The sequence below is a fragment of the Pseudomonas sp. CFII68 genome, from assembly GCF_000416195.1.
Taxonomy (GTDB): Bacteria; Pseudomonadota; Gammaproteobacteria; order Pseudomonadales; family Pseudomonadaceae; genus Aquipseudomonas; species Aquipseudomonas kilonensis.
In genome coordinates, this window is record NZ_ATLN01000125.1 from 260,404 (window position 1) to 285,722 (window position 25,319).

Annotated in this window: 21 protein-coding genes; 12 read left to right on the forward strand and 9 right to left on the reverse strand. The window is 62.3% G+C overall.

Annotated elements, in window-relative coordinates:
• Positions 1–32 precede the first annotated feature (32 nt).
• Positions 33–2,246 carry an LTA synthase family protein gene (locus tag CFII68_RS01410; RefSeq protein ID WP_018613862.1) on the reverse strand — a complete coding sequence of 738 codons (2,214 nt, stop codon included), beginning with the start codon at positions 2,244–2,246 and terminating at the stop codon, positions 33–35.
• A 325-nt stretch (positions 2,247–2,571) separates the two neighbouring features.
• Between CFII68_RS01410 and CFII68_RS01405 the strand changes: the two genes are divergently transcribed.
• From CFII68_RS01405 to CFII68_RS01390, 4 genes are all read left to right on the forward strand, one after another.
• Positions 2,572–3,474, forward strand: coding sequence for a LysR family transcriptional regulator (locus CFII68_RS01405; RefSeq protein ID WP_018613863.1), 903 nt, complete (start codon positions 2,572–2,574; stop codon positions 3,472–3,474).
• 125 nt (positions 3,475–3,599) lie between these two features.
• Entirely contained in the window at positions 3,600–4,226 is a 627-nt protein-coding gene (locus CFII68_RS01400; protein WP_033062948.1) for a glutathione S-transferase family protein, read from the forward strand.
• Between the two features lie 204 nt (positions 4,227–4,430).
• Complete coding sequence (locus CFII68_RS01395; protein WP_018613867.1) at positions 4,431–5,624, forward strand: DUF3142 domain-containing protein; 1,194 nt, start codon at positions 4,431–4,433, stop codon at positions 5,622–5,624.
• Positions 5,611–7,761, forward strand: a complete 2,151-nt coding sequence (locus CFII68_RS01390; RefSeq protein WP_018613870.1) for a hypothetical protein — start codon at positions 5,611–5,613, stop codon at positions 7,759–7,761. The genes CFII68_RS01395 and CFII68_RS01390 overlap by 14 nt, the downstream gene beginning before the upstream one ends.
• A 237-nt stretch (positions 7,762–7,998) precedes the next feature.
• Here CFII68_RS01390 and lpdA read toward each other — a convergent pair whose 3' ends face one another.
• Positions 7,999–9,399 (reverse strand): dihydrolipoyl dehydrogenase, encoded by a 1,401-nt coding sequence (lpdA, locus tag CFII68_RS01385; protein WP_018613873.1) that lies wholly within the window; start codon positions 9,397–9,399, stop codon positions 7,999–8,001.
• Between the two features lie 221 nt (positions 9,400–9,620).
• On the opposite strand from lpdA, the gene CFII68_RS01380 reads away from it, so the two are divergent.
• From CFII68_RS01380 to cfaB, 5 genes are all read left to right on the forward strand, one after another.
• The gene (locus tag CFII68_RS01380) at positions 9,621–11,582 is read left to right on the forward strand and encodes a protease modulator HflK (protein ID WP_018613877.1); all 1,962 of its coding nucleotides are present in this window, start codon (positions 9,621–9,623) and stop codon (positions 11,580–11,582) included.
• Positions 11,579–12,619, forward strand: coding sequence for a protease modulator HflC (gene hflC, locus CFII68_RS01375; protein ID WP_033062937.1), 1,041 nt, complete (start codon positions 11,579–11,581; stop codon positions 12,617–12,619). The genes CFII68_RS01380 and hflC overlap by 4 nt, the downstream gene beginning before the upstream one ends.
• Complete coding sequence (gene hflK / locus CFII68_RS01370; RefSeq protein WP_018613882.1) at positions 12,616–13,668, forward strand: protease modulator HflK; 1,053 nt, start codon at positions 12,616–12,618, stop codon at positions 13,666–13,668. The genes hflC and hflK overlap by 4 nt, the downstream gene beginning before the upstream one ends.
• The gene (locus CFII68_RS01365; RefSeq protein ID WP_018613884.1) at positions 13,665–15,584 is read left to right on the forward strand and encodes a heavy metal translocating P-type ATPase; all 1,920 of its coding nucleotides are present in this window, start codon (positions 13,665–13,667) and stop codon (positions 15,582–15,584) included. The genes hflK and CFII68_RS01365 overlap by 4 nt, the downstream gene beginning before the upstream one ends.
• Before the next feature lie 182 nt (positions 15,585–15,766).
• Positions 15,767–16,954, forward strand: a complete 1,188-nt coding sequence (gene cfaB / locus CFII68_RS01360) for a C17 cyclopropane fatty acid synthase CfaB (RefSeq protein ID WP_018613886.1) — start codon at positions 15,767–15,769, stop codon at positions 16,952–16,954.
• Here the strand turns inward: cfaB and cls are convergent.
• A complete protein-coding gene (gene cls / locus CFII68_RS01355; RefSeq protein WP_018613888.1) occupies positions 16,951–18,390 on the reverse strand; it encodes a cardiolipin synthase in 1,440 nt (479 codons plus the stop codon). The two genes, cfaB and cls, sit on opposite strands and share 4 nt — an antisense overlap.
• Positions 18,391–18,531: 141 nt before the next feature.
• Between cls and CFII68_RS01350 the strand changes: the two genes are divergently transcribed.
• On the forward strand, positions 18,532–19,053 hold the full coding sequence (locus CFII68_RS01350; RefSeq protein ID WP_018613891.1) for a DUF3617 domain-containing protein: 522 nt from the start codon (positions 18,532–18,534) through the stop codon (positions 19,051–19,053).
• A gap of 88 nt (positions 19,054–19,141) precedes the next feature.
• Here the strand turns inward: CFII68_RS01350 and CFII68_RS01345 are convergent, their stop codons facing one another.
• The 5 genes from CFII68_RS01345 to CFII68_RS27290 form a co-directional block, all read right to left on the reverse strand.
• Positions 19,142–20,017, reverse strand: a complete 876-nt coding sequence (locus CFII68_RS01345) for a metal ABC transporter substrate-binding protein (RefSeq protein ID WP_018613893.1) — start codon at positions 20,015–20,017, stop codon at positions 19,142–19,144.
• A gap of 11 nt (positions 20,018–20,028) precedes the next feature.
• Positions 20,029–20,895 (reverse strand): metal ABC transporter permease, encoded by an 867-nt coding sequence (locus CFII68_RS01340; RefSeq protein WP_033062949.1) that lies wholly within the window; start codon positions 20,893–20,895, stop codon positions 20,029–20,031.
• Positions 20,895–21,563, reverse strand: a complete 669-nt coding sequence (locus CFII68_RS01335) for a metal ABC transporter ATP-binding protein (protein WP_018613897.1) — start codon at positions 21,561–21,563, stop codon at positions 20,895–20,897. Before CFII68_RS01335 ends, CFII68_RS01340 begins: the two co-directional genes overlap by 1 nt.
• Positions 21,560–22,456, reverse strand: coding sequence for a GTP cyclohydrolase FolE2 (gene folE2, locus CFII68_RS01330; RefSeq protein ID WP_018613899.1), 897 nt, complete (start codon positions 22,454–22,456; stop codon positions 21,560–21,562). The genes CFII68_RS01335 and folE2 overlap by 4 nt, the downstream gene beginning before the upstream one ends.
• Positions 22,457–22,572: 116 nt before the next feature.
• A complete protein-coding gene (locus CFII68_RS27290; RefSeq protein ID WP_018613900.1) occupies positions 22,573–22,965 on the reverse strand; it encodes a hypothetical protein in 393 nt (130 codons plus the stop codon).
• Between the two features lie 144 nt (positions 22,966–23,109).
• On the opposite strand from CFII68_RS27290, the gene zigA reads away from it, so the two are divergent.
• Positions 23,110–24,318, forward strand: a complete 1,209-nt coding sequence (gene zigA / locus CFII68_RS01325) for a zinc metallochaperone GTPase ZigA (RefSeq protein WP_018613903.1) — start codon at positions 23,110–23,112, stop codon at positions 24,316–24,318.
• Positions 24,318–24,968 (forward strand): DUF1826 domain-containing protein, encoded by a 651-nt coding sequence (locus CFII68_RS01320; RefSeq protein WP_018613905.1) that lies wholly within the window; start codon positions 24,318–24,320, stop codon positions 24,966–24,968. Before zigA ends, CFII68_RS01320 begins: the two co-directional genes overlap by 1 nt.
• On the opposite strand, the gene CFII68_RS01315 is transcribed toward CFII68_RS01320, so the two are convergent.
• Positions 24,965–25,318 (reverse strand): hypothetical protein, encoded by a 354-nt coding sequence (locus tag CFII68_RS01315; RefSeq protein WP_014340943.1) that lies wholly within the window; start codon positions 25,316–25,318, stop codon positions 24,965–24,967. The genes CFII68_RS01320 and CFII68_RS01315 overlap by 4 nt on opposite strands.
• Position 25,319 lies beyond the last annotated feature (1 nt).

The following is a 25,319-nucleotide window of genomic DNA, read 5'->3' on the forward strand; positions in this document are numbered from 1 at the left end:
CGCCGCCGTGTTCAAGGCTGCGCGTTTTTTGTTTAGCTGGATTGGGCCTCGCTGTCTTCCTGCATGTCGTCCAGGTATTGCGGCTGGTCGGTCTGGTCCGGCAGCTCGGTCACGACGCTGAAGTCGCTGATCTCGATGGCGCCGACCCCATGACCGAGCAGATGGAAGGAAAACATCTTGCGTTGCTGTGGGTTGTCGAAACGGAGGTTCATCACCAGCGGCTGGTCGGGGGTCACCACCACGTCTGTCGGCAGGTCCATCGGCACATCCTGCTCTAATTCCTTGGCCTTGAGGGAAATGTAGGCGGCATGGTCTGCCTCGACGGCGCGGATGGTCAGGCTGACGCGGGTCTGTGAACCCTTGGGCATTTCCAGGTACTGGGCACCGATCAGGTTGTCGGCCCAGTCGTCGATGACCTGGGCCGGCAGCGGGATTTTATCCGCGCCGCCGAACTGATAATGCTGGTTCAAGGGCGTGCGCAACAGGGTCTGGTCCAGGGCCGTGGCCCGGGCGCCGATCAGCCTGGCGCGCTGGCCGCTGTATTGCCCGCCATAGGTGGCACGGTCGGCGATGAAGCCTGCGCTGGTGTAGTCACGGCAATGCTGGAGGAAGTCGCACTCGGTAAACGTGCCTTTGCCGTCGTGATAGCGCAGCTTGCCGTTGGTGAACGACATGATTTCCCGGCCCGTCGGGTAGTCCCTGAACATCGAGCGGCCAGACAACGACGTGGGCACCGTAAAGCCGAAGTAATCGAGGATCGAGGCGGTCAGGTCGACATGGCCGTAGGTGCCTGACTTGATCCGGGGCAACGGTTCCGGCGCCAGCGTCAGGTTGAACCCCCAGGACGAGGCCAGCCGCACGTCGTCGATGCCATGGGATTCGTCCGAGGTGATGACCACCAGGGTGTTGTCCAGGATGCCCTGGCGTTCCAGGCCCGCCAGGAAGTTCTCCAGGGCGTCGTCCAGGTAACCCACCGCCGCCTGCTTGGCGGTGTCGTAGCGTTGCAGGTAGTCATCTGGGGCCGAGTAGGGCTGGTGCGTGCCCACGGTCAACAGGGTCAGCATCCAGGGTTTGTCCGCTTTTTGCAGTTGCCCGACGTAGTCCAGCGCGCCTTCGAAGAAGGTCTTGTCGTCCTTGCCCCAAGGGAATTCCAGGTAGGCGGAGCGAGTGAACCATTCCATGCCCAAGGTTGTGTCGAAACCGATGTGCGGCATGATCCGGTCCTTGGCCATGAACCGCAGGCCCGCGCCCTGCAGGAAGTGGGTGGAAAAGCCGTTCTGGCGCAACTGGGCCGGCAGGCAGGCCTGGTTACGCTGGCTCTGGTTGAGCATTTCGACGCCTTTGGGCGTGCCGTTGTCGAGCTTGTCGTAGTCGCCACACAGCATCGCGTACAAGCCCCGGATGGTCTGGTGGCTGTGCAGGACGTAATCGGGGGTGTTCATGCCGCGCTCGGCCCAGGCGCTGAGGTGCGGCATCAGGTTCTCCTGATAGCTGCTTTTCAAGGCCTGACGGTTGGCGCCCACATAGGCGCCGGGAATGCCCTCCAGGGCGATGACCAGGACGTTGCGCGCACGCCCGGGTTCGGCCAGCAGTCTGTTGCCATCGAGGTCCAGGCGGGTCAGCCCTGTCATGGGCGGGGCGGGGTCCACGGCATCGCCGTCGAGCCATTGTCGGGCCTGGTCCCGCCCGGCAGCGATACCCGCCGTGACGAGTTGGTGAGGCAGGTTGAACACGTTCCATTGGTCCGCCTCGCTGGGGCGCCAGGCTTGCAGCGCGCCGTGGCTCAGCAGGAGCAACACGGGCACGGCCCAGGCGTGGCGAGGCAAGCGTGGCGCTTGGCGTGGGCGGTTGGTCCATTGGGTCATCAGCCAGAACGCCAGCGCGGCCAACTGGATCGCCGCCAGCCATGGATGGGAAAAGCCGCCGCGGGTGGAGTTTTCAACGAACTGCGGGTCGGTCAGATAAAGAATGTCCGAAGGATTGGGCATCCGCCCGACCGCGCTGACCAGCTCGATGCTGGCCAGCGTCAACGTGCTCCAGGCCAGCAATACCGGGAACGCCAGCCACCCGGAACGGTGATGGAGCAGCACGATCAGCAACCCGCCGATACCCAGGTCCGAGAGATAGCCCAGCGGGTCGGACCAGCCCAGGGCGAGACGCAGGCCCATGGGGACGAGTAGTACGCAGCCAATCAGGGCGATGAGGGCGGCGCGCGGATGGGTTGAAGCGCGATAAAGAACGTTCACAAAAGCAGGCCTTTCGATGGGTGCGAGCCAGGCAACCCTGTGGGAGCGGGCTTGCTCGCGAAGGCGTTGTGCCAGTCAGCATCCTCGTCAACTGAAATACCGCCTTCGCGAGCAAGCCCGCTCCCACCAGGTCCAGGTCATTCTCAAGTCATGAAACTGTCATGAAGAGGGATGGTACCAAGGGCAATCGCCCCTGGCCGAGCCAATGTCCCGGTGTCTGTCTGCGCTACGCTGTGGTTCACTGGCCCAGGCCTCTACAATGGCCGCGTAGCGCTGCTTTGAGACGCGCAGAAAACTTGTATCAGGATTTCTCATCGGGGGATGGATGGACAGGTTCCAGGAAATGCAGGTTTTCCTCGCCGTGGCCCAGGAGTCGGGGTTTTCGGCAGCAGCGCGGCGCCTGGGGCTGTCGGCGGCCAGCGTCACGCGGGCGGTGGCAGCGTTGGAGCAACGCATCGGCACGCCGTTGTTGGTGCGCTCCACCCGCAATGTGTACCTGAGCGAAGCCGGCCAGCGCTTTCTCGAGGACTGTCGCCGGATCCTGAGCGATTTGCAGGAAGCCGAGGATTCGGCGGCCGGCAGCCACGTCCAGCCCCGTGGGCAATTGACGATTACCGCACCGGTGCTGTTCGGTCAGTTATTCGTCACGCCGCTGCTGGTGGATTACTTGCACCGGTTCCCCGAGGTCAGCATCAACGCCTTGTTGTTGGATCGTACGGTCAGCCTGGTGGAGGAGGGCATCGATGTTGCCTTGCGCATTGGCGAGCTGCCGGACAGCAACCTGCACGCTGTGCGTGTCGGTGAAGTGCGGCGGGTGGTGTGCGGCGCCCCGGATTTCTTCGCGCGCCACGGGCGGCCCCGGCATCCGGAGGACTTGGAGCGAATGCCTGTGGTGGCGTCGTCGGCCATTGGCCAGGTCAAAAGCTGGACCTTCATCGATTCAGGCCAACCGTTGGCCGTCCGGCCCGTGCCTCGGCTGGTGGTGACGGCCAACCAGGCCGCGATCACGGCGGCCTGCCAGGGGCTGGGGATGACGCGTGTCCTGTCTTACCAAGTGGCAGGCAACGTGGCGGCCGGGGAATTGGAAATCGTCCTGGCCGATTTCGAATTGCCGCCTCTGCCGATCCATGTGGTGTATCAGGGCGGGCGCAATGCGCCGGCGCGGGTCCGCAGTTTTGTCGATTTCATCGTCAGTGCATTGCGCGAACATCCGGCCTTGAGCGGCTGAAGCATTGTTTCTCTGGCTGAAACAATGGATTGCATTTCTGGGTGATTCTCTTGTTTTTGCCTGGGGCGGAAGATGACCCCATCGACGCCGTTGTGCTGATGGCGTCACTTGCAGCGGAGTCGACCATGAACCCTATCAAGCACTATCACTTCCCGCTTTCCGGCCATTCCCATCGCGTTCAACTGATGCTTTCGTTGCTCGGGCTGCCTGTCGAAGAAGTCTTCGTCGACTTGGCCAAGGGCGCGCACAAACAGGCGGACTTCCTGGCGCTCAATGCGTTTGGCCAGGTGCCGGTCATTGACGATGACGGCGTCGTGCTGGCGGACTCCAACGCGATCCTGGTGTACCTGGCGCACAAATACGGCAAGGGCCGCTGGCTGCCGACCGATCCGATCGGTGCCGCCCGGGTGCAGCGCTGGCTGTCGGCGGCGGCCGGGCCGATCCATGCGGGGCCGGCCACGGCGCGGCTGATCACGGTGTTTGGTGCGGCCTACAACGCCGAGGACGTGATTGCCCGTTCTCACAACGTGCTGAAAGTCATTGATCAGGAATTGAGCAGCCGTGCTTATCTGGCGGGTGACGCTGCAACCGTTGCGGACATCGCCGGCTACAGCTACATCGCCCACGCACCGGAAGGCAATGTGTCGTTGGACGACTATGCCAATGTACGGGCCTGGCTGGCGCGGATCGAAGCCTTGCCCGGGTTCGTGGGCATGCCGCGTACGGTTGTCGGGTTGCAAAAGCACGCCTGACACGGAGCCCGGTGGCGAGGGGATTTATCTTCACTGTGGGAGCAAGGCTTGCCCGCGATGAAGGCACTGCGGTCTTTCAGAGATCGAGGCGTCTGTTTCGCGAGCAAGCTTTGCTCCCACAGTAGGATCAAATCTACTCTGCACCATTTCCGCTTCGACTCGAGTGGCGGTAATCTGCCGGGCTTTGATGGGTGGTGAGGCTCCATGACTTTTCTTTTCCGGCTCTCCCTGGCCCTCGCCGTGTTGTTTTTGGGGGGCTGCGAACAATCCCCGGCCCCGGCCCTCGATCAGCAGCTCTATATCTGGCAACGCCAATGGACCCCGGCCCACGCGCTGGCGCTGCGCGAAAGCCAGGGCGATTTTTCCACGCTGCGGGTGCTGGCGTTGCAGGCTTTTCCCGGGGCGGGCTGGAGCCGTGCGCGGATCAATCCGCTCTTGCTCAAGGCTGACGGCCGTCCGCTGATCGCTGTGATTCGCCTGGACGGTCAGCTCAAGGCTTTGGACCAGGACGAGGTGATCGCGCAGATCCAGCAGGTGCTGGGCGATTGGCAAGCCCAAGGCCTGACCCCGGTGGGGGTAGAAATCGACCACGATGCGGGCAACGCACGGTTGCCGGCTTATGAAAAGTTCCTCGGCCAACTGCGGCAAGCCCTGCCGGCCAATGTGCGGCTGAGTATTACCGCGCTACCGGCCTGGCTCGACAGCCCCGCCTTGCCTGGCTTGTTGGAAACGGTGGACAGCAGCGTGCTGCAGGTCCACGCGGTGAGCGACCCCAGGCAGGGCTTGTTCGATCCGAAACAGGCCCGGCACTGGGCGCAACGTTGGAGCGATGTCACCACACGGCCGTTTTATCTGGCCCTGCCGGCGTACGGCGTGGCGCTGCTGACCCAGGAGAGTGGCGTTCCGGTGGTGGAAAGCGAAGTGCCGATCGATCGCGGTGGCGAGCGGCGGGAGTTGCTGGCCGATCCGCAACAAGTGGCCGGGCTTGCGGCAGATTTGCGTGCCGATCCGCCGCAACATCTCGCGGGGCTGATCTGGTTTCGCCTGCCGCTGGCCGGCGACCGAAGGGCGTGGAGCCTGACCACGCTCGGCGCCGTCGCCCGGGGCGATAACCTGGCCAGTCGCCTGGCGTTGCAGTGGGGAGAGCAGGGTGGTTTGTACGATATCCGCCTGGTTAACCAGGGCAATCTCGACAGCCCCTGGCCCCAGCGACTGACGCTGGCTGTTGGCGCGTGTGACGGCGTCGATGCCCTGGCCGGTTATACGTTGCAACAAACCCCCGGACTGCTTACCTTCACCCGCATTCAGGAAGGCCGCTTGGCTGCTGGCAGCCAACGGGCAATCGGCTGGGCGCGCTGTACGAAAATTGACCAAGGAGGTTTCAATGTTTACCCGTAAGTGGCCTCGTCACCTACTGTGCCTGAGCCTTTGCCTGCCGCTGGGCCCGGCGCTGGCCTGCGGGCCGGATTTCCCGATGCGTCTGCTGGATAACCGCGCCCAGTCGCTGGCCGAATTGCCCGAAGGCAGCTTTCGCTTTGAGGTCAGCCGCCTCGGCCAGGCGATTGCCGGGCTCAAGCCGGCCACCGAGGCAACGCGTAACCCGGACTACAGCTATGACGACCTGCCTTCCTACGTTGAACAACGCAACAAGGCTGAGCAGATCGGCCTGACCCCGCCGCAGCAAGCGGTGGTGGAGCGCCTGCGGGCCCTGACCGATGTCGACCAGGTGGCAACCGAAGCGGCCAATCTGCCTGATGAACTGCGCCTGTATGCGATTGGCGCGGCGGCTTTTAACGTCGGCGAGCATCAGCGTGCCGTGGACGCGTTCCAGCAGTTGCTGGCGTTACCGGCCGACCAACGTCGGTTGCGCAGCACCTGGGCCGCGTACTCCCTGGGGCGGGCCTTGTTCGCCGTGAGCACCGAGGCCGGCAGCGGCGACCCTGTGGTTTTGCAGGACCAGGCGCGAGCAGCGTTTCGCCAGGCCCGCGAGTTGAGCATTGCCGGCTTCAGCGATCCGCTGGAACTGGGCATCGCCAGCCTTGGCGAAGAAGCCCGGGTGGCCTACACCGCTGACGACTGGGACAGTGCCATCGGCCTGTATGCGATCCAGAACCTGCAAGGCTCCCCGGTGGGCTACAGCTCGTTGTTGCAACTGGCCGGTGATTTGAGCGTCCAGCCGGATGCGCGCTTGAGCGAACTGCTCAAGACTAAGGCAGTGCAGCGATTGGTCACCGCCTACCTGCTCAGCCGCGTCGGCTGGTGGGACGGTGAAGAACCCTCTGGCGAGAAAAGGCTGTTCGAACTGTTGCAGGCCAGCGCCCGGGACAACCTGGACGACGCCGACCGTTTGGCGGCGGTGAGTTACCAGCACGGCGATTACGCCAGCGCCCAGGCTTTTGTGCAAAAGGCTGCCGACACCGGCCTGGCCTGGTGGGTGCGTGCCAAGCTGGCCTTGCGCGACGGCGACAAAGTGACCGCGGCGGCGGCTTATGCCAAGGCCGCCCAGGCCTTTCCGAACGATGAATCCTGGGGCAACCGGCGCACACCGGATTGGAACTACGAGTCGGTGCAACCCAAGTGCCGTGTCGAAGGTGAAAGCGCGATCCTGGCCCTGCAGCGCGGCGATTACCTGCAAGCTTTCGATCAGCTCTATCGCGGCCAGAGCAACTATTGGTACGACGCTGCCGCCGTCGCCGAGCGTGTGCTCACGGTGGATGAGCTCAAGCAGTACGTCGACGCCCAGGTCCCGGCGCCACCGGCGTTGAGCCAGGAGGATCGGGACAACTACGTGCCGCTGCCGGTGGCTGCGAGCCTGCGCAATCTGCTGGGTCGTCGCTTGCTGAGGGAAGGGCGCTTTGATGAGGCACCGGCTTATTTCGATAACGCGGACCTGCAGAACAAGGCTCGCGCCTATGGGCAATTGCGCCAGGACGCGGAGTCCAAATGGTGGCCAACCCGACGGGCCGAGGCCTATTTCAATGCGTCCTGGATGGCGCGCAAATGGGGCATGGAGTTGCTCGGCTATGAGATGGCGCCGGATTACGCCAGCCTGGGCGGCAACTACAGCCTGGAACCGGTTGAACTGAAGGTTGGGCCGCTGGTGGCCGAAGGCGAAGTGCAACGCCAGCAGGCCAGCGCGGCGCAGCCTGAGGTGCGTTATCACTATCGGTTTGTCGCCACGGCGCTGGCGAGCCAGGCGGCGGATCATTTGCCGCATACCAGCCAGGCCTTTGCGGCGGTGCTGTGCAAAGGGGTGGGGTACAACTCCAGCCTTGAGGAACAAAGCGCGCTGTATCAACGCTATGTGAAGGACGGTCCGTATGTGGATTGGGCCGGCGATTTCGGTCATCAATGCCAGGAACCCGACTTCAGCAAGGCGAACAAACGCTATGTGACGCAGGCCTTGGACCCGATTCGTTCGACGTTGCGACCTTACAAGGTTTGGCTGGAGGTGAGCGGGGCCGTGCTGCTGGTAGCGGTGGCGTTGGGGCTGATCAGCCGGCGCCGGCGCAAGGCGCGGATGTCGACCAGCTAAGCTAACGGCCAGCCGAACACAGTTGTTTGGACCGAGGTCATGGTGGCCTTTGTGGCGAGGGGATTTATCCCCGCTGGGCTGCGCAGCAGCCCCAAAAGCAGTTAACTCAATCTTCCTGGCATACCGAGTTGCCTGGTTTTGGGGGGCTGCTGCGCAGCCCAACGGGGATAAATCCCCTCGCCACAGGTTAACCATGCCCCCGGACCAAACAGTGTTCCTTCCAGCTTTGCGTTGTTCCTACATCTGCGTCGCCATCCCCTCCACATTCATCGCCGCCTGGCGTAACGCCTCCGAGCGGGTAGGGTGTGGGTGGCAGGTCAGGGCGATGTCCTCGGCTGAGGCGCTGAACTCCATGGCCACGCAGTATTCACCGATCATCTCACTGACGCTCGGGCCTACCAGGTGCACACCAAGGATCTCATCGGTGCGTTCATCGGCCAGGACCTTGGCGAACCCTTCGGTCTCGTGGTTGATCTTGGCTCGGCTGTTGGCGGTGAAGGGGAACTTGCCGACCTTGTAGGCACGGCCTTCGGCCTTGAGTTGTTCCTCGGTCTTGCCGACGCTGGCCAGTTCCGGACGGGTGTAGATGACGCTGGGAATCAGCGCATAGTTGACCTCGGCGGCCTTGCCGGCGATCTGTTCGATGCAGACCATGGCTTCGTCTTCGGCCTTGTGGGCCAGCATCGGTCCGGACGTCACATCACCGATGACCCAGACGCCAGGTGCTTCGGTGCGGTGATGCTGGTTGGCGAGCATGCCGCGTTTGTCGGTGCTCAGCCCGACGTTTTCCAGCCCCAACCCTTGCGTGTAAGGCCGACGACCGATGGCGACCAGCACGTAATCGGCGTCCAGGGTCTGTGCCTCGCCGCCCGCCGCCGGTTCGATCTGCAATTGCACGCCGTTGGCCGAGGGAATGGCTCCGGTGACCTTCGAACTCAACTTGAACTGGATGCCCTGTTTACTCAGGGCCCGTTGCAGGGTCTTGCCGGCCTCGCCATCTACCCCCGGGCAGATGCGATCGAGGTATTCCACCACGGTCACCTGGGCCCCCAGGCGCCGCCAGACCGAACCCAGTTCGAGGCCGATGACGCCGGCGCCGATCACCACCAGATGCCGGGGCACCTCACTCAGGGACAAGGCGCCGGTGGAGTCGAGGATGCGTTGGTTATCGATGGTCACGCCTGGCAGGGGCATGGGTTCCGAGCCGGTGGCGATGACGATGTCCTTGGCGCTGAGTTCGGTCCTGGCGCCATCGTCGCCGGTAACGGTCACCTTGCCGGGCCCGTCGATGTGGCCCCAGCCTTTGATCCAGTCGACCTTGTTCTTGCGAAACAGAAACTCGATGCCCTTGGTCAGGCCAGCCACGCTTTCGTCCTTCTGCTTCATCATTTGCGCAAGGTTGAGGGTGGGGCTGACTTCAATGCCCAGGTTGGCGAATTCCGTTCCCGTGGCGGCTTCGTACAGCTCCGAGGCATGCAGCAAGGCCTTGGAGGGCATACAGCCGACATTCAGGCAGGTGCCGCCCAGGGTGGCTCGGCCTTCGACACAGGCGGCTTTCAACCCCAACTGCCCGGCCCGAATCGCCGCGTTATACCCGCCGGGGCCGCCGCCCAGAATGATCACGTCGTAGTTGCTCATTGCTGTTCTCCCGCTTGGCCTGATAAAAAATTATGCTCGTAATATGAGCGTTTCCAGAGATTTCGGTCAAGGCTTAAGTCAAGCGGCCAGCGTGGGCCTTGGCATGAAGAATTCAAAACGGAAATTTCACAGGAATCGTTATAAGGTAACGGCATATAACGGAGCGTCGGTGGCGCCTGGCCACGGCCCCGGATTTTGATCGCCACGAGTGCTGGGGTGGTATGCAAGTCGATCTTGATGTCGAGGGGGCACAGGTGGCCGAATGGCCGCGTTTTCAGCGCGCGTCGTTTCAGCGGCGCCGTTTGAAGCAGATTGCTTTCGCCCTGGGAAGCGTGGCGGGTTTGGGCCTGGTGCTGGCGTTTTTTATCGGGGTGTTTTCGCCACAGTCGCTATGGCCGGTTTTGCTGGTCAGCCAAGGCGCGGGACTCTTGGTGCTGGTGGTGGGTTTGCAATCGGCCTGGTGGGTCACGCAATGGCGTAGCAGGGCGCTGCTGCCAGCTGTGGATAACCTGCCTGCGGAAAACGAGCCTGTTGATAACCTGGGTTGGTATGAGCGGCTGCTGGAGCGAATGGGCGCTCGCGGGGTCGGCCTGCTGAAACAGATCGGTGCGCCTGCGTTGTGGTTGGTCGGGTGGTCAGTGCTGGTATTGCTGGGCCTGGAGCAAGCCTGGAATTTGCAACTGCCGGCTGCCGCCCTCGGTGTCTCGGCCAGTGTGGGGGCGGTGGTGTCGTTGTTGTTGGCGTTCGGGCTATTGGTGTTCGAGCGGCAATTGGCCCAGCAATCTCCGGTGGAATGGCCGGAAGCGCCGCCGCTGGCGCAACTGACGCGGGTGGCAATCATCGTGCTGGTGCTCGGCGCTTTGTGCTTGTTGTTCGCCGCAGAAACGTCCATCTGGCCGATGCGCCTGGCCGTGCTGATGGGGCTGTTGCCGGGCGTGGTGGCGGCCGAGTTTTTGCTGCGCGCGGTGCTGTCGTTATTCATCCCGCGCCGGGACGCCCTGGAACCGACGCTGCTGGGCCGCAGTGTCATCGCCGATCTGCTGCGCTGGCCGCCGCAACCGTTGCTGGCCCTGCAGCATGAACTGCACAACCGTTTTGGTATCGACCTGCGCCAGATCTGGGCCTTCAGCTACATGCGCCGGGCTTTTTTGCCGGTGTTGGCGCTGGTGGTGCTGGTGGGCTGGTTGTTGACGGGCGTGCACGAAGTGCCGCTGCAGGGACGTGGCATCTATGAGCGCTTTGGCAAACCGGTGGAGGTGTTCGGCCCGGGCTTGCATGTCGCGTTGCCTTGGCCGTGGGGCAGGGTGCTCAACGTCGAGAATGGTGTTGTGCATGAACTGGCGACCAGCGTCGCGGAGAGTCGGGCCGTGGTCGAGGCTGAACCGGCGGAGGGACCGGCGCCGGCAATCGCCAATCGGTTGTGGGACGCCAGCCATGTGAACGACAAGTCCCAGGTCATTGCCAGTCGTCGTGCCGACCAGCAGAGCTTCCAGATCGTCAACATGGACGTGCGCTTTGTCTACCGTATCGGCCTGACCGACGCTGCGGCGTTGGCGGCGACCTACAACAGCGCGGATGTGCCGACGCTGATCCGCAGCACCGCCAGCCGCATCCTGGTGCATGAGTTTGCGTCCCGCACGCTGGACGGTTTGCTGGGCGCGGACCGTGTCAGCCTCGCCGACGAAATCGGTCGCGCCGTCCAGGCTGATTTGCAATCGCTCGACAGCGGTGTGGAAATCCTGGCGACGGTTGTGGAGGCGATTCATCCACCGGCCGGTGCGGCCAATGCCTACCACGGCGTGCAGGCGGCGCAGATTGGCGCGCAGGCATTGATCGCTCGAGAGCGCGGCGCGGCGGCGGAACAGACCAACCAGGCGCAATTGCAAGCCAGCGTCGCCCATGACCAGGCTACGGCCACCGCCCGGGAAATCAACGCGACCGCCCAGGCCGCCGACCTGCGCTTCAATGCCGACCGCAAAGCCTACGCCACGGCGGGGCACGCTTTTGTGCTGGAGCATTACCTGGGCCAACTCAGCCAGGGCCTCACCAATGCCCGGTTGCTGATTCTCGACCATCGCCTGGGCGGCAGCGGCAACGCGCCGACCATCGACTTGCGTACCTTCACGCTGCCGGCAGACCCTGCGTCGCCGCGTAACCCTGTCCCGCCAGGAGCTGCCCATTGAGCCAGTCCTCTACACACGATCACCACGACCACGCTGGTCACGATCACGGTCATGCCGGTCATCACCATGGGCATCATCACCACCATCATGGCGATCCGCAGCAAGCCGGTCCGTTCCCGTGGCGGCGGATGGGTTGGGCGGTGTTGCTGGTGGCGTTTGCCGTTGCGGCCGCAAGCCTGGTGCAAGTGCGCTCGGGGGAGGCCACGGTCATCACCCGTTTCGGCAATCCGGCGCGGGTGCTGCTGCAACCTGGCTTGGGTTGGCGCTGGCCGGCACCGTTCGAGGCGGCGATTCCGGTGGACCTGCGGTTGCGCACCACCTCCAGCGGTCTGCAGGATGTCGGCACCCGTGATGGGCTGCGGATCATCGTCCAGGCCTACGTGGCTTGGCAGGTGCAGGGTGACCCGGAAAACGTGCAGCGTTTCATGCGCGCGGTGCAGAACCAACCGGACGAAGCCGCACGGCAGATCCGCACCTTTGTCGGCTCGGCGCTGGAAACCACGGCCGCCAGTTTTGACCTGGCGAACCTGGTCAACACCGACGCCAGCCAAGTGCGCATCGCCGATTTCGAAGCTCAGCTGCGTCAGCAGATCGATCAACAGTTGCTCACCACTTATGGCGTGCGCGTGTTGCAAGTTGGCGTTGAGCGCCTGACCTTGCCCTCGGTGACGCTGACGGCGACGGTGGATCGCATGCGCGCCGAGCGTGAGACCATCGCCACCGAACGCACCGCCATCGGCAAGCGCGAAGCGGCGCAGATTCGCTCCGCCGCAGAACGTGATGCGCGAGTCCTGCAAGCCGATGCCACGGTGAAAGCTGCGGATATCGAAGCGCAGTCGCGGGTAGAAGCAGCCGAGATCTACGGCCGGGCATACGCTGGCTCTCCGCAGCTCTACAACCTGCTCCGTTCGCTGGACACCTTGGGCACGATCGTCAGCCCAGGCACGAAGCTGATTTTGCGCACCGATGCGGCGCCATTCCGTGTCCTGGTGGACGGCCCTGGTTCCGTGGAAGGCAAAGGTGGAACACAACCATGAGTTTGGTTCCACGTGGAACAAACGAGTTATCCAGCCCGTGGATCCAGGCCGGGCGCCTGGCGTTTCTGGCGCTTTACGCCGTCACGGTGTTGGCGGCGTTGGCCTGGGTCTTTTCCAACGTGCGGCAGATCGATCCGCAGAATCGTGCGGTGGTGCTGCACTTTGGCGCCTTGGATCGCATCCAGAATGCCGGCCTTTTGTTGGCGTGGCCTCGTCCTGTGGAACAAGTGGTCTTGCTGCCCGCTGCGGATCGGGTGCTTGAGCGGCGGGTGGAAAATCTGCTGCGCTCGGATGCGGCCTTGCAGGCTGATCGTGTCGCCAGCTTCGCCACCCCGGTCAGCGATGCGTTGGCCGGCTCTGGTTATTTATTGACCGGTGATGCCGGCGTGGTGCAACTGGATGTGCGGGTGTTCTACAAAGTCACCGACCCTTATTCCTTCGTCTTGCAAGGTGAACATGTCCTACCGGCCCTGGACCGGTTGGCGACCCGCAGTGCCGTGGCCCTGACCGCAGCCCGGGATCTGGACACCATTCTGGTGGCTCGCCCCGAACTGATGGGCAGCGACAACCAGGCGGCCGAGCGTCGCGAACGCTTGCGTGGCGATCTGGTCCAGGGGCTTAACCGACGCCTGGCTGACTTGGCGGCGACGGGGCAGGGGTTGGGGATCGAAGTGGTGCGGGTCGATGTGCAATCGAGTTTACCGGGGCCGGCGGTGAGTGCCTTCAACGCGGTGCTGACGGCCAGCCAGCAGGCCGATAAAGCCGTGGCCAACGCCCGGACTGAAGCGGAAAAACTCACCCAGGCCGCTCGCCAAGATGCCGACCGCGCCGTGCAAGTCGCCCATGCCCAGGCCAGCGAACGACTCGCCAAGGCTTCGGCCGACACGGCCACGGTGCTCGGCTTGGCGAAGACCCAAGGCAGCGATCCGCAAATGCTGCTGCGTCTGTATCGCGAACGCATGCCTGCCATCCTTCGCCAGGCCGGTTCAGTGACCACGGTCGATCCGAAAGACGATTCCCGTCTGATCATCCAGGGAGCCGGACAATGACCGCCCAAACCAGCGTTGCACCGATGTTGTCCTCGACGGAACAACGCATCGCCGCCCGGCAACTGACCTTGGCGATGCTCGCCCTCGGCTTGCTCGCATTGGGCCTGGTATGGCGCGGTTGGTCGCCGGAGCAGAGCGGTGTCAGCCAACTGCTGTTGGGGTTCGCCTCGCTGTTGGTGGCAGTGCCGGTGATGCGGTCGGCCTGGTACAGCTTGCGTTACCCAAGCCTGCACGGGATTACCGACCAACTCATCGCCCTGGCGATGCTCGGTGCCTGGGCCACCGGCGATCTGCTGACGGCGGCGTTGTTGCCAATCATCATGATCTTCGGGCATGTGCTGGAAGAGCGCAGCGTCATCGGTTCCCAGGAGGCGATCCATGCACTTGGCCAACTGACCCGCAGCCAAGGTCGCAAGGTGCAGGCCGACGGTTCGATCATCGATGTCGACAATGCAACGCTCCAGCCCGGCGATGTCGTTGAGGTGCGCGCCGGTGACCGGGTGCCGGCCGATGGTCGGGTGTTGTCCGGCCAAGCCAGCCTCGACACTGCGCCCATCACGGGTGAGTCGGTGCCGTTGGAGGCTGTGGTCGGCACTGAAGTCTTTGGTGGAGCGATCAACCTGGATGGCCTGTTGCGCCTGGAAGTGACCCGTACCGGCGAAGAGTCCACCTTGGGCAAGGTCATCGCCCTGATGCAAAACGCTGAACGCTCCAAGCCACCCATCACTCGCTTGCTGGAACGCTACGCCGGCAGTTACCTGGTACTGGTGTTGTTGCTGGCGGCGGTGACCTGGTTCGTGACCAACGATGCCCAGGCGATGCTGGCGGTATTGGTCGCCGCCTGCCCTTGTGCGTTGGTGCTGTCGGCGCCGGCCACCGCCATTGCCGGGATCGCGGTGGCGGCGCGCCACGGGATCCTGATCCGCAGCTCGGCCTTCCTGGAAGAACTGGCGGACCTGACGTCGTTGGTTGTCGATAAGACCGGTACTCTGACCTACGGCGTCCTGCGCCTGCAATCCATCGAACATGCCCAGGATGCTCCCTCATCGTTGCTACTGCCTTTGGCGGCCAGCCTCGGTTCGGCCAGCAGTCATCCGGTCAGTCGTGCGTTGGCAGGGTTGGTGGACCAGGAAGACTGCCTGGCGCTGACGGACATCCATGAGCGCCAGGGCTTAGGGGTGGTCGCGATGACCGCCCAGGGCGAAGCGGCGCTTGGGCGGCCGGAGTTGTTTGCACAGCTGGGCATTCAAACGTCAGCGGTCCCGGAGCACGATGGCCCGATTGCCGGTCTGGCCCTGGATGGGCAGTTCCTCGCCTGGCTGTTGCTGGCCGACAGCGTCAAGCCGGAGGCACGGGTTGCCATGGCCGAGCTGCGCGAGCTGGGCCTGGGACGTCAGTTGCTGTTGACCGGCGACCGCCAGAGCGTGGCCACGACCCTGGCCCGGGATGTCGGCATCGGCGACCTGCAAGCCCAGGCCCTCCCTGAAGACAAACTCAAACGGGTCATGGCCGAAATCGACCATGGGTTCCGCCCCATGGTGGTGGGCGATGGCATCAACGACTCCCTGGCGCTCAAGGCCGGGGTGGTCGGCGTTGCAATGGGCGCCGGCGGCGCAGATATCGCCCTGGCGTCGGCAGACATCGTGCTGATCGGCAGCGACCTGCGACGCCTCGGCACCTGCGTCCGATTGAGCCGCCAATGCAGGCGCACGTTGCAGGTCAACGTGATCATTGGCCTGGGCTGGACGCTGGCCATCGTCGCCTTTGCCGCCTTCGGTTGGCTCGGCGCGGCGGGGGCGATGATCGCTGCGCTGCTGCACAATCTCAGTACCCTGCTAGTGTTAGGTAATGCAGGGCGATTGCTGCGGTTCCAGGAGCCACTCCTGAAAATCCAAGCGAAGGGAGCCGTTGGATAACCCTTGGCGAACTGTGCGTCACCCTTGCAGTCTCTGTTGGAGAGGGCACCCATACTGGCATTACCCGGCACAAGGAGTGAATTTGGGACGGTGATAGAGAAAGGCTATAAATTCGATAGCCTGCTATTTTTCTATGATGGTCTACCCTCATTTTCAGACGTCTGAAACATGGGGGATTCTTCATGCTCGCGCAACTTCCACCGGCCTTACAGAATCTGCATCTACCGCTTCGGCTGCGGCTCTGGGATGGCCATGAATTTTCACTGGGTGACGACCCCAGTGTCACGATCGTGGTCAAGGACCCACAAATGGTCGCGCAATTCACCCATCCCAGCCTGAATGCGCTAGGAGCGGCCTTCGTCGAAGGCAAGCTGGAACTCGAAGGATCGATCCACGAAGTCATTCGTGTCTGCGATGAATGGAGCCAGGCATTGATTGAGGACGACGCCGACAACCTGCCGGTGCGATCGCTCCACGACAAGGAAACCGACGCCCAGGCGATCTCCTATCACTACGATCTTTCCAACGCGTTCTATCAGCTGTGGCTCGACAGTGACATGGCCTATTCCTGTGCCTATTTCGAGACGGGCAGTGAAACCCTCGAACAGGCCCAGCAAGCCAAATTCCGCCACTTGTGCCGCAAGCTGCGATTACAGCCGGGTGACTACCTGCTGGATGTCGGATGTGGGTGGGGCGGCCTGGCCCGTTACGCTGCACGCGAGTTTGGTGCCAAAGTCTTCGGGATTACCCTGAGCAAGGCGCAGCTGACACTGGCTCGGGAACGGGTCAAGGCAGAAGGCCTGGAGGATCTGGTCGATTTGCAATTGCTGGACTACCGCGACCTGCCCCAGGACGGTCGCTTCGACAAAGTGGTCAGCGTCGGCATGTTCGAGCATGTTGGCCACGCCAACCTCGAGCAGTACTGCAAGACGCTGTTCGGCGCGGTGCGTGAGGGCGGGTTGGTGATGAACCATGGCATCACCGCCAAGCACACCGACGGTCGTCCGGTCGGTCGTGGCGCCGGTGAATTCATCGAGAAGTATGTATTCCCCAACGGCGAGCTGCCGCACCTGTCGATGATCTCTGCCGAAATCAGCGAAGCTGGGCTGGAGATCGTCGACGTGGAAAGCCTGCGCCTGCATTACGCGCGCACGCTCGATCACTGGAGTGAACGCCTGGAGGACAATCTCGAGGCCGCCGCGAAGGAAGTGCCGGAACAGGCGTTGCGGATCTGGCGTCTGTACCTGGCCGGCTGTGCCTACGCGTTCGCCAAGGGCTGGATCAATCTGCACCAGATCCTGGCGGTGAAGGCCCACGCCGACGGTAGCCATGAGTTGCCCTGGACCCGCGACGACATCTACACCCCTTAGAGAATCGGGGAAATAAGCCGGGCGATCCGCATGCCGATCTTCTGCAGGCGGTGGGTCTCCCGGCTTTCCTGTTTGTCGATTTCCACGGCTCGGGCGAAGTCCTGCTCAAGCATCTGCTCGACCTCGGTGGCGAACGGGATATCCACCGTGAGCAGCATGACTTCGAAATTCAGGCGGAACGAACGGTTGTCCAGGTTCGCACTGCCGATGGCGCTGATTTCCCGGTCGATCAGCACCACTTTCTGATGCAGGAAGCCTGGCGCGTAACGGAACATCCGCACACCGGCCCGCACCGCTTCAAACGCATACAGGCTGGATGCGGCGTAGACGATCTTGTGGTCCGGCCGCGAGGGCAGCAGGATGCGCACATCCACCCCGCGCAGCACCGCCAGGCGCAAGGCCGCGAACACCGCTTCGTCAGGGATGAAGTAAGGCGTTGTGATCCAGACTCGCTCGCTGGCCGCATGGATAGCTTCGACGAAAAACAGCGAACAGGTTTCGTAGGCATCGGCCGGGCCGCTGGTCAGCAACTGGCAGAGCACACCGTCGTCCGGGTAGGTGTCTGGCAGGATCAGCGGTGGCAGCGAACGGGCCGCCCAGAACCAGTCCTCGGCAAACGACTCTTGCATACTTCCCACCACCGGGCCGCAGACTTCGACATGGGTGTCGCGCCACGGCGCCAGGGGCGGCTTTTCGCCCATGTATTCATCGCCCACGTTGTGCCCGCCAACGAAGCCTAGAACGCCATCCACCGCCACGATCTTGCGGTGGTTGCGAAAGTTGACCTGGAACCGATTGAGCCAGCCGCTGCGGGTGGCGAAGGCTTTCACGTGGACACCACCGTCGCGCAGCGCCTGGACGTAGCGGTGGGGCAGGGAGTGGCTGCCAATGCGGTCGTAAAGCAGATACACCGCCACGCCTTCGGCGGCTTTTTTCAGAAGCAGTGTCTGCAGGCGTAGGCCGAGGCGGTCGTCGTGGATGATGAAAAATTGAATCAGCACGGCCTGCCGTGCGTTATCGATGGCCTGGAAGATTGCCTCGAACGTGGCCTGCCCATTGACGAGCAAACGCACCTGATTGTTCGCCAGGCACGGTGTGCGCCCCAGCTTGGGCATGGCCCGTAGCGAGTCGTAGGCCTGGGAGGCACGGGCGGTCAAAGCCTCTTCAACCCACGGCCGCCAGTTCAGCTCGGAGATCGCCTTGCGCATCTCTTCGTTGGCTTGTCGGCGCGCCTTGATGTAGCCATCAAAGGTGCTGCGCCCGAAAACCAGGTAAGGAATCAACGTCAGGTAGGGAATGAACAGCAGCGACAGGGCCCAGGCAATCGAGCCTTGGGCCGTGCGCACCGTCAATACAGCGTGGACAGCGGCGACGGAACCCAGGGTGTGGAGCAGCGCGATCAGGTAACCGAAAACATGCGGGCCGAAATAATCCATGGGGCAGCCTTGCTCCGGAAGTTTCTATGCTTAACAGACCATGTTCCATGGCGAATGTCGCTATTTAATTCACTCGTCCCGGGCTTGAACCGAAGCCTGTGGGCGGCGTCTAACGGCCACTTGTCCTCTGGAGTTTATGCAATGAATGTTCGTCTGCTGGGTGTGGCCTTGGCAATTGGCTTGGCGGTTCCGATGGCGGCTCAGGCGCAGATGCTCCAGCCGGGTTTGTGGGAACTGACCACCAGCAACATGAAGGTCGATAACCAGAACTTGCCGGACCTGCAATTGATCCTCGGCCAGTTGCAAACCCAGATGACCCCGGAGCAACGGGCGATGCTGGAAAAGCAGGGCATCACCATGGGCGGTAAAGGCATTCGCGTCTGTCTGACCCCGGCGCAGGTGCAAACCAATGACATTCCGCTGCAAGATCCGCAATCGGGTTGCAAGCAGCAGATCACCGAGCGTACCGGCAATCAGTGGAAGTTTCGCTTCAGTTGCCCGAAAGCCCAGGGTAATGGCGTCGCGACGTTCCAGAGCGATCGTGAATTCACCACCAAGGTCAACGGCACGTTCAATGCCACCGGCATCCAGCAGAACGGCAGCCTCGACACGCGCGCGGTGTGGCTGGGGCAGGAGTGCGGGACGGTCAAGCCGAGGGCTTGAATCGGAATTAGGTAATTTCTTGGTGAACCTGTGGGAGCAAAGCTTGCTCGCGATGCGGCTCGATCAGGGCAAGCCTTGCCGTGCTTGATCAAGGCCGACTCAGCGCCTCATACAACGTATTGAGGTTGTATTCGAAAAGACCCGTGAAGGTGCTGGCCGGTCCGCTGGCCGCGAGTGCATCGGAGTACAGCGTGCCGCCGATGTGCGCGCCGCTCTCGTCGGCGATCTGCTTGAGCAGGCGTGCGTCCTTGATGTTTTCCATGAACACCGCTTTGACCTTCGCCTGACGGATCTGGGTAATCAGCGCCGCGACTTCTGCCGCCGACGGTTCACGCTCTGTGGATAAACCCTGGGGCGCCATGAACTCGATGCCATAGGCCTGGCCCAGGTAACCGAATGCATCGTGGGAGGTCACGATCTTGCGATTGCCGGCAGGCAATGCACCGAGCTTGGCCTTGGCTTCGGCGAGCAGGGCATAGATTTTCTTCAAGTACGCCTGGCTGTTGCGTTCGTAGTCGGCCTTGTTGGCCGGGTCGGCCGCTTCCAATGCCTTGGTGATGTTGCTGACATACAGCTCGGCGTTCGCCAGGTTGTGCCAGGCGTGCGGGTCGGGGATGGTCTCGCCATCCTCATCCAGTGAACGCGGAATGACGCCGCGGCTGGCGCTGATCACCGGGGCAGTGGTTTCAGTGCTGGTCACCAGACGATCCAACCATGGCTCGAAGCCCAGTCCGTTCTTGATGATCAGTTTTGCCTTGAGCAATGCCTTGGCGTCGTCTGGTGTGGGTTCGTAGGTGTGTGCATCGGCGTCCGGCCCGACCATGTTGGTGATGTGGATATGCTCACCGCCGACCTGTCGGGTCATGTCGGCGAGGATGCTGAAGCTGGTCACCACCTGGAGTTTTTCAGCGGCGGACAGGGACATGGACAGCATCAGACTGATTAGCACGAGCAGAACGCGCATCGGGAAACACCTCATTGGGATGTGAGCAAAGGCGGGCGGCGCAGCAAGCCGTGCACCGGACCGAATACCACCGACAGCAGATAAAACCCGCCTGCCACCAGCACGATGGACGGCCCGCTGGGCAGTGAGTAATAGAAGGACAACAACAGGCCAAGCCAGACCGAGAGGCAGCCGAGCAGCGCCGCGATCAACATCAGCAGCGGCAGGCGACGGCTCCAGAATCGCGACGCGGCGGCTGGCAACATCATCAGGCCGACCACCATCAGCGCACCGATGGCCTGGAAGCCGATCACCAGGTTCAACACCACCAGGGTCAGAAATACGCCGTGGGCCAACGGGCCGAGACGACTGACGGTTTGCAGGAACAGTGGGTCCAGGGTATCGAGCAGCAACGGTCGGTAAATCAATGCCATCGCCAACAAGCTGGCACCGGACACCCAGAGCATGCCGCTGAGCGTCGGGCCGTCCACCGCCAAGGCTGAGCCGAAGAGCAGGTGTAGCAAGTCCAGGCGTTTACCGGCCATGCCGAGGATCAATACGCCGGCCGCCAGGGAAATGGGATAAATCGCCGCGAGGCTGGCGTCTTCCCTTAGACCGGTACGCCGGGTAATCCAGGCGGCGAGCCCGGCCATGCTCAGGCCCGCGCCCAGGCCGCCAACGGTCAAGGCCGGCAGGCTCAGCCCGGCAAACCAGAAGCCGAGGGCGGCGCCAGGCAGAATGCCGTGCGCTACGGCGTCACCAATCAGGCTCATGCGGCGAAGAATCAGGAACACGCCCAACGGCGCCGTGCTGCACGCCAGCACCAGGCCGCCAAGCAAGGCCCGACGCATGAAGACAAACTCTTGAAACGGTTGCCAGAGATGAGTGGCCGCAAGCATCAGGCCACCCACGTATGGGGTTGTTGGGCGATCAAATCGATACTGCGGCCCAGCACGCAGCCGGTATTTTTTATCAGCAGCGTATGGGGGACATGTTGGCGGACCGCTGCCAGATCATGACAGACCACCACGAGGGTCCTGCCTGCCGCGTGCCAACGATGAATGTGCTTCCATAGTAGCGCCTGGCCTTGTTCGTCGAGGGCGGCGTGGGGCTCGTCGAGTAACAACAAGGGCGCTTCGGCCAGACTCAGGCGAGCGAGCAGGGCGCGTTGCAACTCGCCTCCCGACAGCGCCATCAGCGGGCGATGCTCAAGGCCGTTCAGCGCCCAATCGTCCAGTACGGTTTGCAGCAACTGTCTTCGCATGGCTGGCGTGTGTCGATTGCCCCAGGAACCGGCGGCCACCAACTCCTGCAAGCTGATGGGGAACTGCCGATCCAGATGTTGCTGCTGCGGCATGAACGAAACCCCGCCACGGCGTGGAACATCCAAGGTGACTTTGCCGGAGAGCGGTTGTTGCAGCCCCGCGAGCACTTTCAACAGGCTGCTTTTGCCCGAGCCGTTGGCACCGATGATGGCGGTGAGACTGCCGGTCGGTCGCTGCATGGCGAGCGGCGGCGTGAGGGGTTGTCCGGGGGCGCCCCAGCGCAGCGCTTGGCAGTTGATCATGATGCCTCCCGGGTCCAGCGGCTTTGCGCCACGGCGTCATGGGCGTGCAGGCTTTCGGCGTGGACGACGCGGACATTCAGGGCAGCGATGTCGGGTAACCGCCTCAGGGCCGTGCTTAATCGCCGTGCTGCGTCTTCGCAGAACATCAGGTTTTGTCCGTTGGCCAGGGAAAATGCTTGTTCATCGGCGCGTTTGACGGCGGTCTGCACAGCGGTGCCGAGGGCCGCTTCGGCTTCGTTGATGAAAGATTGCAGTGGCAAATCGTCGGTATCGGGGTTCAGGCGTAGGGTCAGTGTTGCCGTACTGCGCTGGCTATGAGGGGTGGCAACAATGCCGTTCGATGAACCTAGCCAGACCAGGATCTCGGCGTGCTCAAGTTTCTGGTTAGCGAAGTCGTCGACAAATTGCTGTTGGATCAACTGCCGGGCAAGTGCGGCCGAACAAGGGCAGGTGGATGAATAGGGAATCTGGATGTTCAGTTCCACGTGGAACATTGCGTTTTTCAAGTGGGCTTCGATGCTCACCGGGTAGCGTTTCCAACCCATCAGCGGGCTGATGAGTGCCGGACGCTTGAGCAGCAGATCGGTATGCACACTGAGCGATGCCGCGTGGGACAAGCCTTCGTGGCTGTCGAGAAATTGCTGGAGGATTCGGCGCAATAACGCTGGTGAGAGCGTCGTCTCTTCGAGCAACTCCAGCGCCAGGTACAAGCGTGACATGTGAATGCCGCGCGCCTCACCGTCATCAAGGCTGACACCTGCGTCGGCCATTGCACTGAGACGCTGGCCGTCGATCAACACCGGTGTTGCGATGCCACACATGCCCACCCAATCGAGGGGCAGGGTTTGACGTGAAGCCTGCGCAGCGATGTCGGGCAGGGTTAACGCGTTCATGGTCAAGGTCCATCGAAGGTTCAAAATTAGATGTTATAGTATAACAACTGATTTAAAGAAACCTTTTCCATGAAAGGAGTTTCATCTCCCCAAACGTTCACGTTCCACGTGAAACATCAGCGCGATGAATCCTGGCAGCCGTTCATGCGCCCGCATACAAATGCGCCCCCACTACCACCGGAGCTCGAGAAACGATTAAGGGTCGTCCAGCCCACTCGCCGGCTGTATCCGACCCAACTTTCTCCATCCGATGCCAAGCCGGTAAAGAAGGTGAGCTGACCGTAACGGCTGTTTGTTTGCGCCCAATAACGACGACTGGCCGCTTCAAAACCTCGTAAATAAATGGTGTTTCCCGCCGTTGCGACGCTGTAGGCGTTGCCCTGGATGTCCACGCACGCCAGCAGATTTGCACTGCGGGTGCAGTTCGCCAGGAGTGAGGTTTGGGCCGAAACGCTTAACACCCACAGCAACAACGGGCTCGCCAATACGAATTTCAGATGATTGCGCATGGAGTGATCTCAGGCCAATGCGGGATGGCGGGGGCTGGTTGAATTGCGTTGTTATACTATAACATAAACGCCTTGCCCCCTGAATCTAGCCAAACCCTGGAAACGAGCCGTAGTCGAAGCGGCCGCCCGATGAGGATATACCTGATGCCCAATCGTCTTCCCGTAACCGTGCTTTCCGGATTCCTCGGTGCCGGTAAAAGCACACTGCTCAACCACGTTTTGCGTAATCGCGACAATCTACGGGTTGCGGTGATCGTCAACGATATGAGCGAAATCAACCTCGATGGCAGCGAAGTCCAGCGAGATGTCACCCTGAGTCGTTCCGAAGAGAAACTGGTGGAAATGAGCAACGGCTGCATCTGCTGCACGTTGCGCGAGGACCTGCTCGAAGAAGTCGGGCAACTCGCCAGGGAAGGGCGTTTCGATTACCTGCTGATCGAGTCCACGGGTATTTCCGAACCGCTGCCAGTGGCAGAAACCTTCACGTTTCGTGATGAAGAAGGCCGAAGCCTGGCCGATGTGGCGCGACTCGACACTATGGTGACGGTGGTCGATGGGGTGAATTTCCTGTTGGATTACCAGGCCGCTGAAAGCCTTGCGTCCCGCGGTGAAACCCTGGGTGAGGACGATGAACGCTCGATCACCGACCTGCTGATCGAACAGATCGAGTTTGCCGACGTGATTCTGATCAGCAAGATCGACCTGATCAGCCAGCATGAACGGGAAGAGTTGACCGCGATTCTGCAGCGCCTCAACGCTCAGGCGCAGATCTTCCCCATGGTCATGGGGCAGGTGCCGCTGGGCCGGATCCTCGACACAGGCCTTTTTGACTTCGAACGCGCCGCCCAGGCCCCTGGTTGGTTGCAGGAGCTGCGTGGCGAGCACGTGCCAGAAACCGAGGAATATGGCATCGCCTCGACCGCCTATCGGGCACGCCGACCGTTTCATCCCGAGCGCTTTTTCAGTTTCATCGACCGTCCATGGCCTAACGGCAAACTCCTGCGCTCCAAGGGGTTCTTCTGGCTGGCCAGCAAACCTGAGGAGGCGGGCAGTTGGTCCCAGGCCGGGGGCTTGATGCGGCATGGCTTCGCCGGGCGCTGGTGGCGGTTCGTGCCGAAAAACCAATGGCCGCAGGATGAAGAGAGCACAGCGGCGATCATGAAGAACTGGCTCGCTGCCACAGGCGATTGCCGTCAGGAGCTGGTGTTCATTGGTCAGGACATCGACTTCAGCCAGCTCACCGCCGAACTGGACGCTTGCTTGCTCACCGACGCGGAAATGGCCTTAGGCGCCGAAAATTGGCGCTTGTTACCCGATCCGTTCGGCCCGTGGCATGACGAGGTCGCGGCGTGATGCTGGCGCCCAGTCTGAAAAGGGCTACGCAGGCACGACAGGTCCAAGGTGATACGCCAGGGGTATTCACGCAGATCCTGGACGACGGCACCAACCTGGCGGTCTGGCAGCGTCAGCTTCCTGCACACATCAGCGATTTTGCGGCCATGGTGCTGGCGATGGACCCGTCGCTGGCCGAATCACGCGTGCTCGAGTTGCCGGAGGAAGACACGCAGCCGGCGCTGCGAGGGCTCGCGGCAGGTTTCAGCGACCTGCAAGGCTATGAAGGCTTTATCGCCGATGTCTCCTGGCTGGTCAGTGCATTTGCCTGCCTATTGGGTGCCCAACGTGTCGGCCTGCGCCTGCGCACGCTGGACAAGGCGATGTGCCCGCGCTTTCACGTTGACCACGTGCCGGTGCGGCTGCTGACCACCTATGCGGGCGTCGGCAGCCAGTGGCTTGAGGAAGGTGCCATGGACCGTCGACGACTTGCCGAGCCTGAGGCTGAGCCCAGTGATCCGCGCGTGATCCAGCAGTTTCGTTGCGGTGATGTGGGTTTGCTTAAAGGCGAAAAATGGCACGGCAACGAGGGCCTTGGCCTGATCCATCGATCACCGGAGCTCGCGCCGGGAGAGCGTCGATTGATTCTCACGCTGGATTGGCTGGCTTAAGGCTTGAGCCAGGTGCCTTGGCTCTGCCCTTCGCAAAAGGGCTGCAGATAAGCGGCATCGGTCGCCACGCCGTAATAGTGAATATCCTGGCGGTAAGGCATATTGGCGACCTGGGCGTTGCTGCAGACGCCGAACGCGCCGCCAGGGCATTGATCGACGTATTGCACCTCGACCTTCTGGCCGGCAAGGTTTGGCTGGCAGAAACCATCGGCAAACAGCTTCTGCGGGATGTTGCGGTTCTGCTGACAGACTTTCACATCCAGCCGCTCCGCCTGGCTGTGGACCACGCAAGCCTGGGCCAATGCCTGGTTCGAAGTCAGTGCCAGTAACAACCAGCCGATCATTCGCATA

Bases quoted from the DNA above. Each gene is read 5' to 3' on its own strand.
- folE2 (WP_018613899.1), bottom strand. From the start codon at position 22,456: ATGAACGCGTTAACCCTGCCCGACATCGCTGCGCAGGCTTCACGTCAA.
- CFII68_RS01380 (WP_018613877.1), top strand. From the start codon at position 9,621: ATGCAAGTCGATCTTGATGTCGAGGGGGCACAGGTGGCCGAATGGCCG.
- cfaB (WP_018613886.1), top strand. From the start codon at position 15,767: ATGCTCGCGCAACTTCCACCGGCCTTACAGAATCTGCATCTACCGCTT.
- CFII68_RS01400 (WP_033062948.1), top strand. From the start codon at position 3,600: ATGAACCCTATCAAGCACTATCACTTCCCGCTTTCCGGCCATTCCCAT.
- CFII68_RS01405 (WP_018613863.1), top strand. From the start codon at position 2,572: ATGGACAGGTTCCAGGAAATGCAGGTTTTCCTCGCCGTGGCCCAGGAG.
- CFII68_RS01335 (WP_018613897.1), bottom strand. From the start codon at position 21,563: ATGATCAACTGCCAAGCGCTGCGCTGGGGCGCCCCCGGACAACCCCTC.
- CFII68_RS01315 (WP_014340943.1), bottom strand. From the start codon at position 25,318: ATGCGAATGATCGGCTGGTTGTTACTGGCACTGACTTCGAACCAGGCA.
- cls (WP_018613888.1), bottom strand. From the start codon at position 18,390: ATGGATTATTTCGGCCCGCATGTTTTCGGTTACCTGATCGCGCTGCTC.
- CFII68_RS01390 (WP_018613870.1), top strand. From the start codon at position 5,611: ATGTTTACCCGTAAGTGGCCTCGTCACCTACTGTGCCTGAGCCTTTGC.
- CFII68_RS01365 (WP_018613884.1), top strand. From the start codon at position 13,665: ATGACCGCCCAAACCAGCGTTGCACCGATGTTGTCCTCGACGGAACAA.
- hflK (WP_018613882.1), top strand. From the start codon at position 12,616: ATGAGTTTGGTTCCACGTGGAACAAACGAGTTATCCAGCCCGTGGATC.
- CFII68_RS01340 (WP_033062949.1), bottom strand. From the start codon at position 20,895: ATGCTTGCGGCCACTCATCTCTGGCAACCGTTTCAAGAGTTTGTCTTC.
- CFII68_RS01395 (WP_018613867.1), top strand. From the start codon at position 4,431: ATGACTTTTCTTTTCCGGCTCTCCCTGGCCCTCGCCGTGTTGTTTTTG.
- CFII68_RS27290 (WP_018613900.1), bottom strand. From the start codon at position 22,965: ATGCGCAATCATCTGAAATTCGTATTGGCGAGCCCGTTGTTGCTGTGG.
- zigA (WP_018613903.1), top strand. From the start codon at position 23,110: ATGCCCAATCGTCTTCCCGTAACCGTGCTTTCCGGATTCCTCGGTGCC.
- CFII68_RS01345 (WP_018613893.1), bottom strand. From the start codon at position 20,017: ATGCGCGTTCTGCTCGTGCTAATCAGTCTGATGCTGTCCATGTCCCTG.
- CFII68_RS01320 (WP_018613905.1), top strand. From the start codon at position 24,318: ATGCTGGCGCCCAGTCTGAAAAGGGCTACGCAGGCACGACAGGTCCAA.
- CFII68_RS01350 (WP_018613891.1), top strand. From the start codon at position 18,532: ATGAATGTTCGTCTGCTGGGTGTGGCCTTGGCAATTGGCTTGGCGGTT.
- lpdA (WP_018613873.1), bottom strand. From the start codon at position 9,399: ATGAGCAACTACGACGTGATCATTCTGGGCGGCGGCCCCGGCGGGTAT.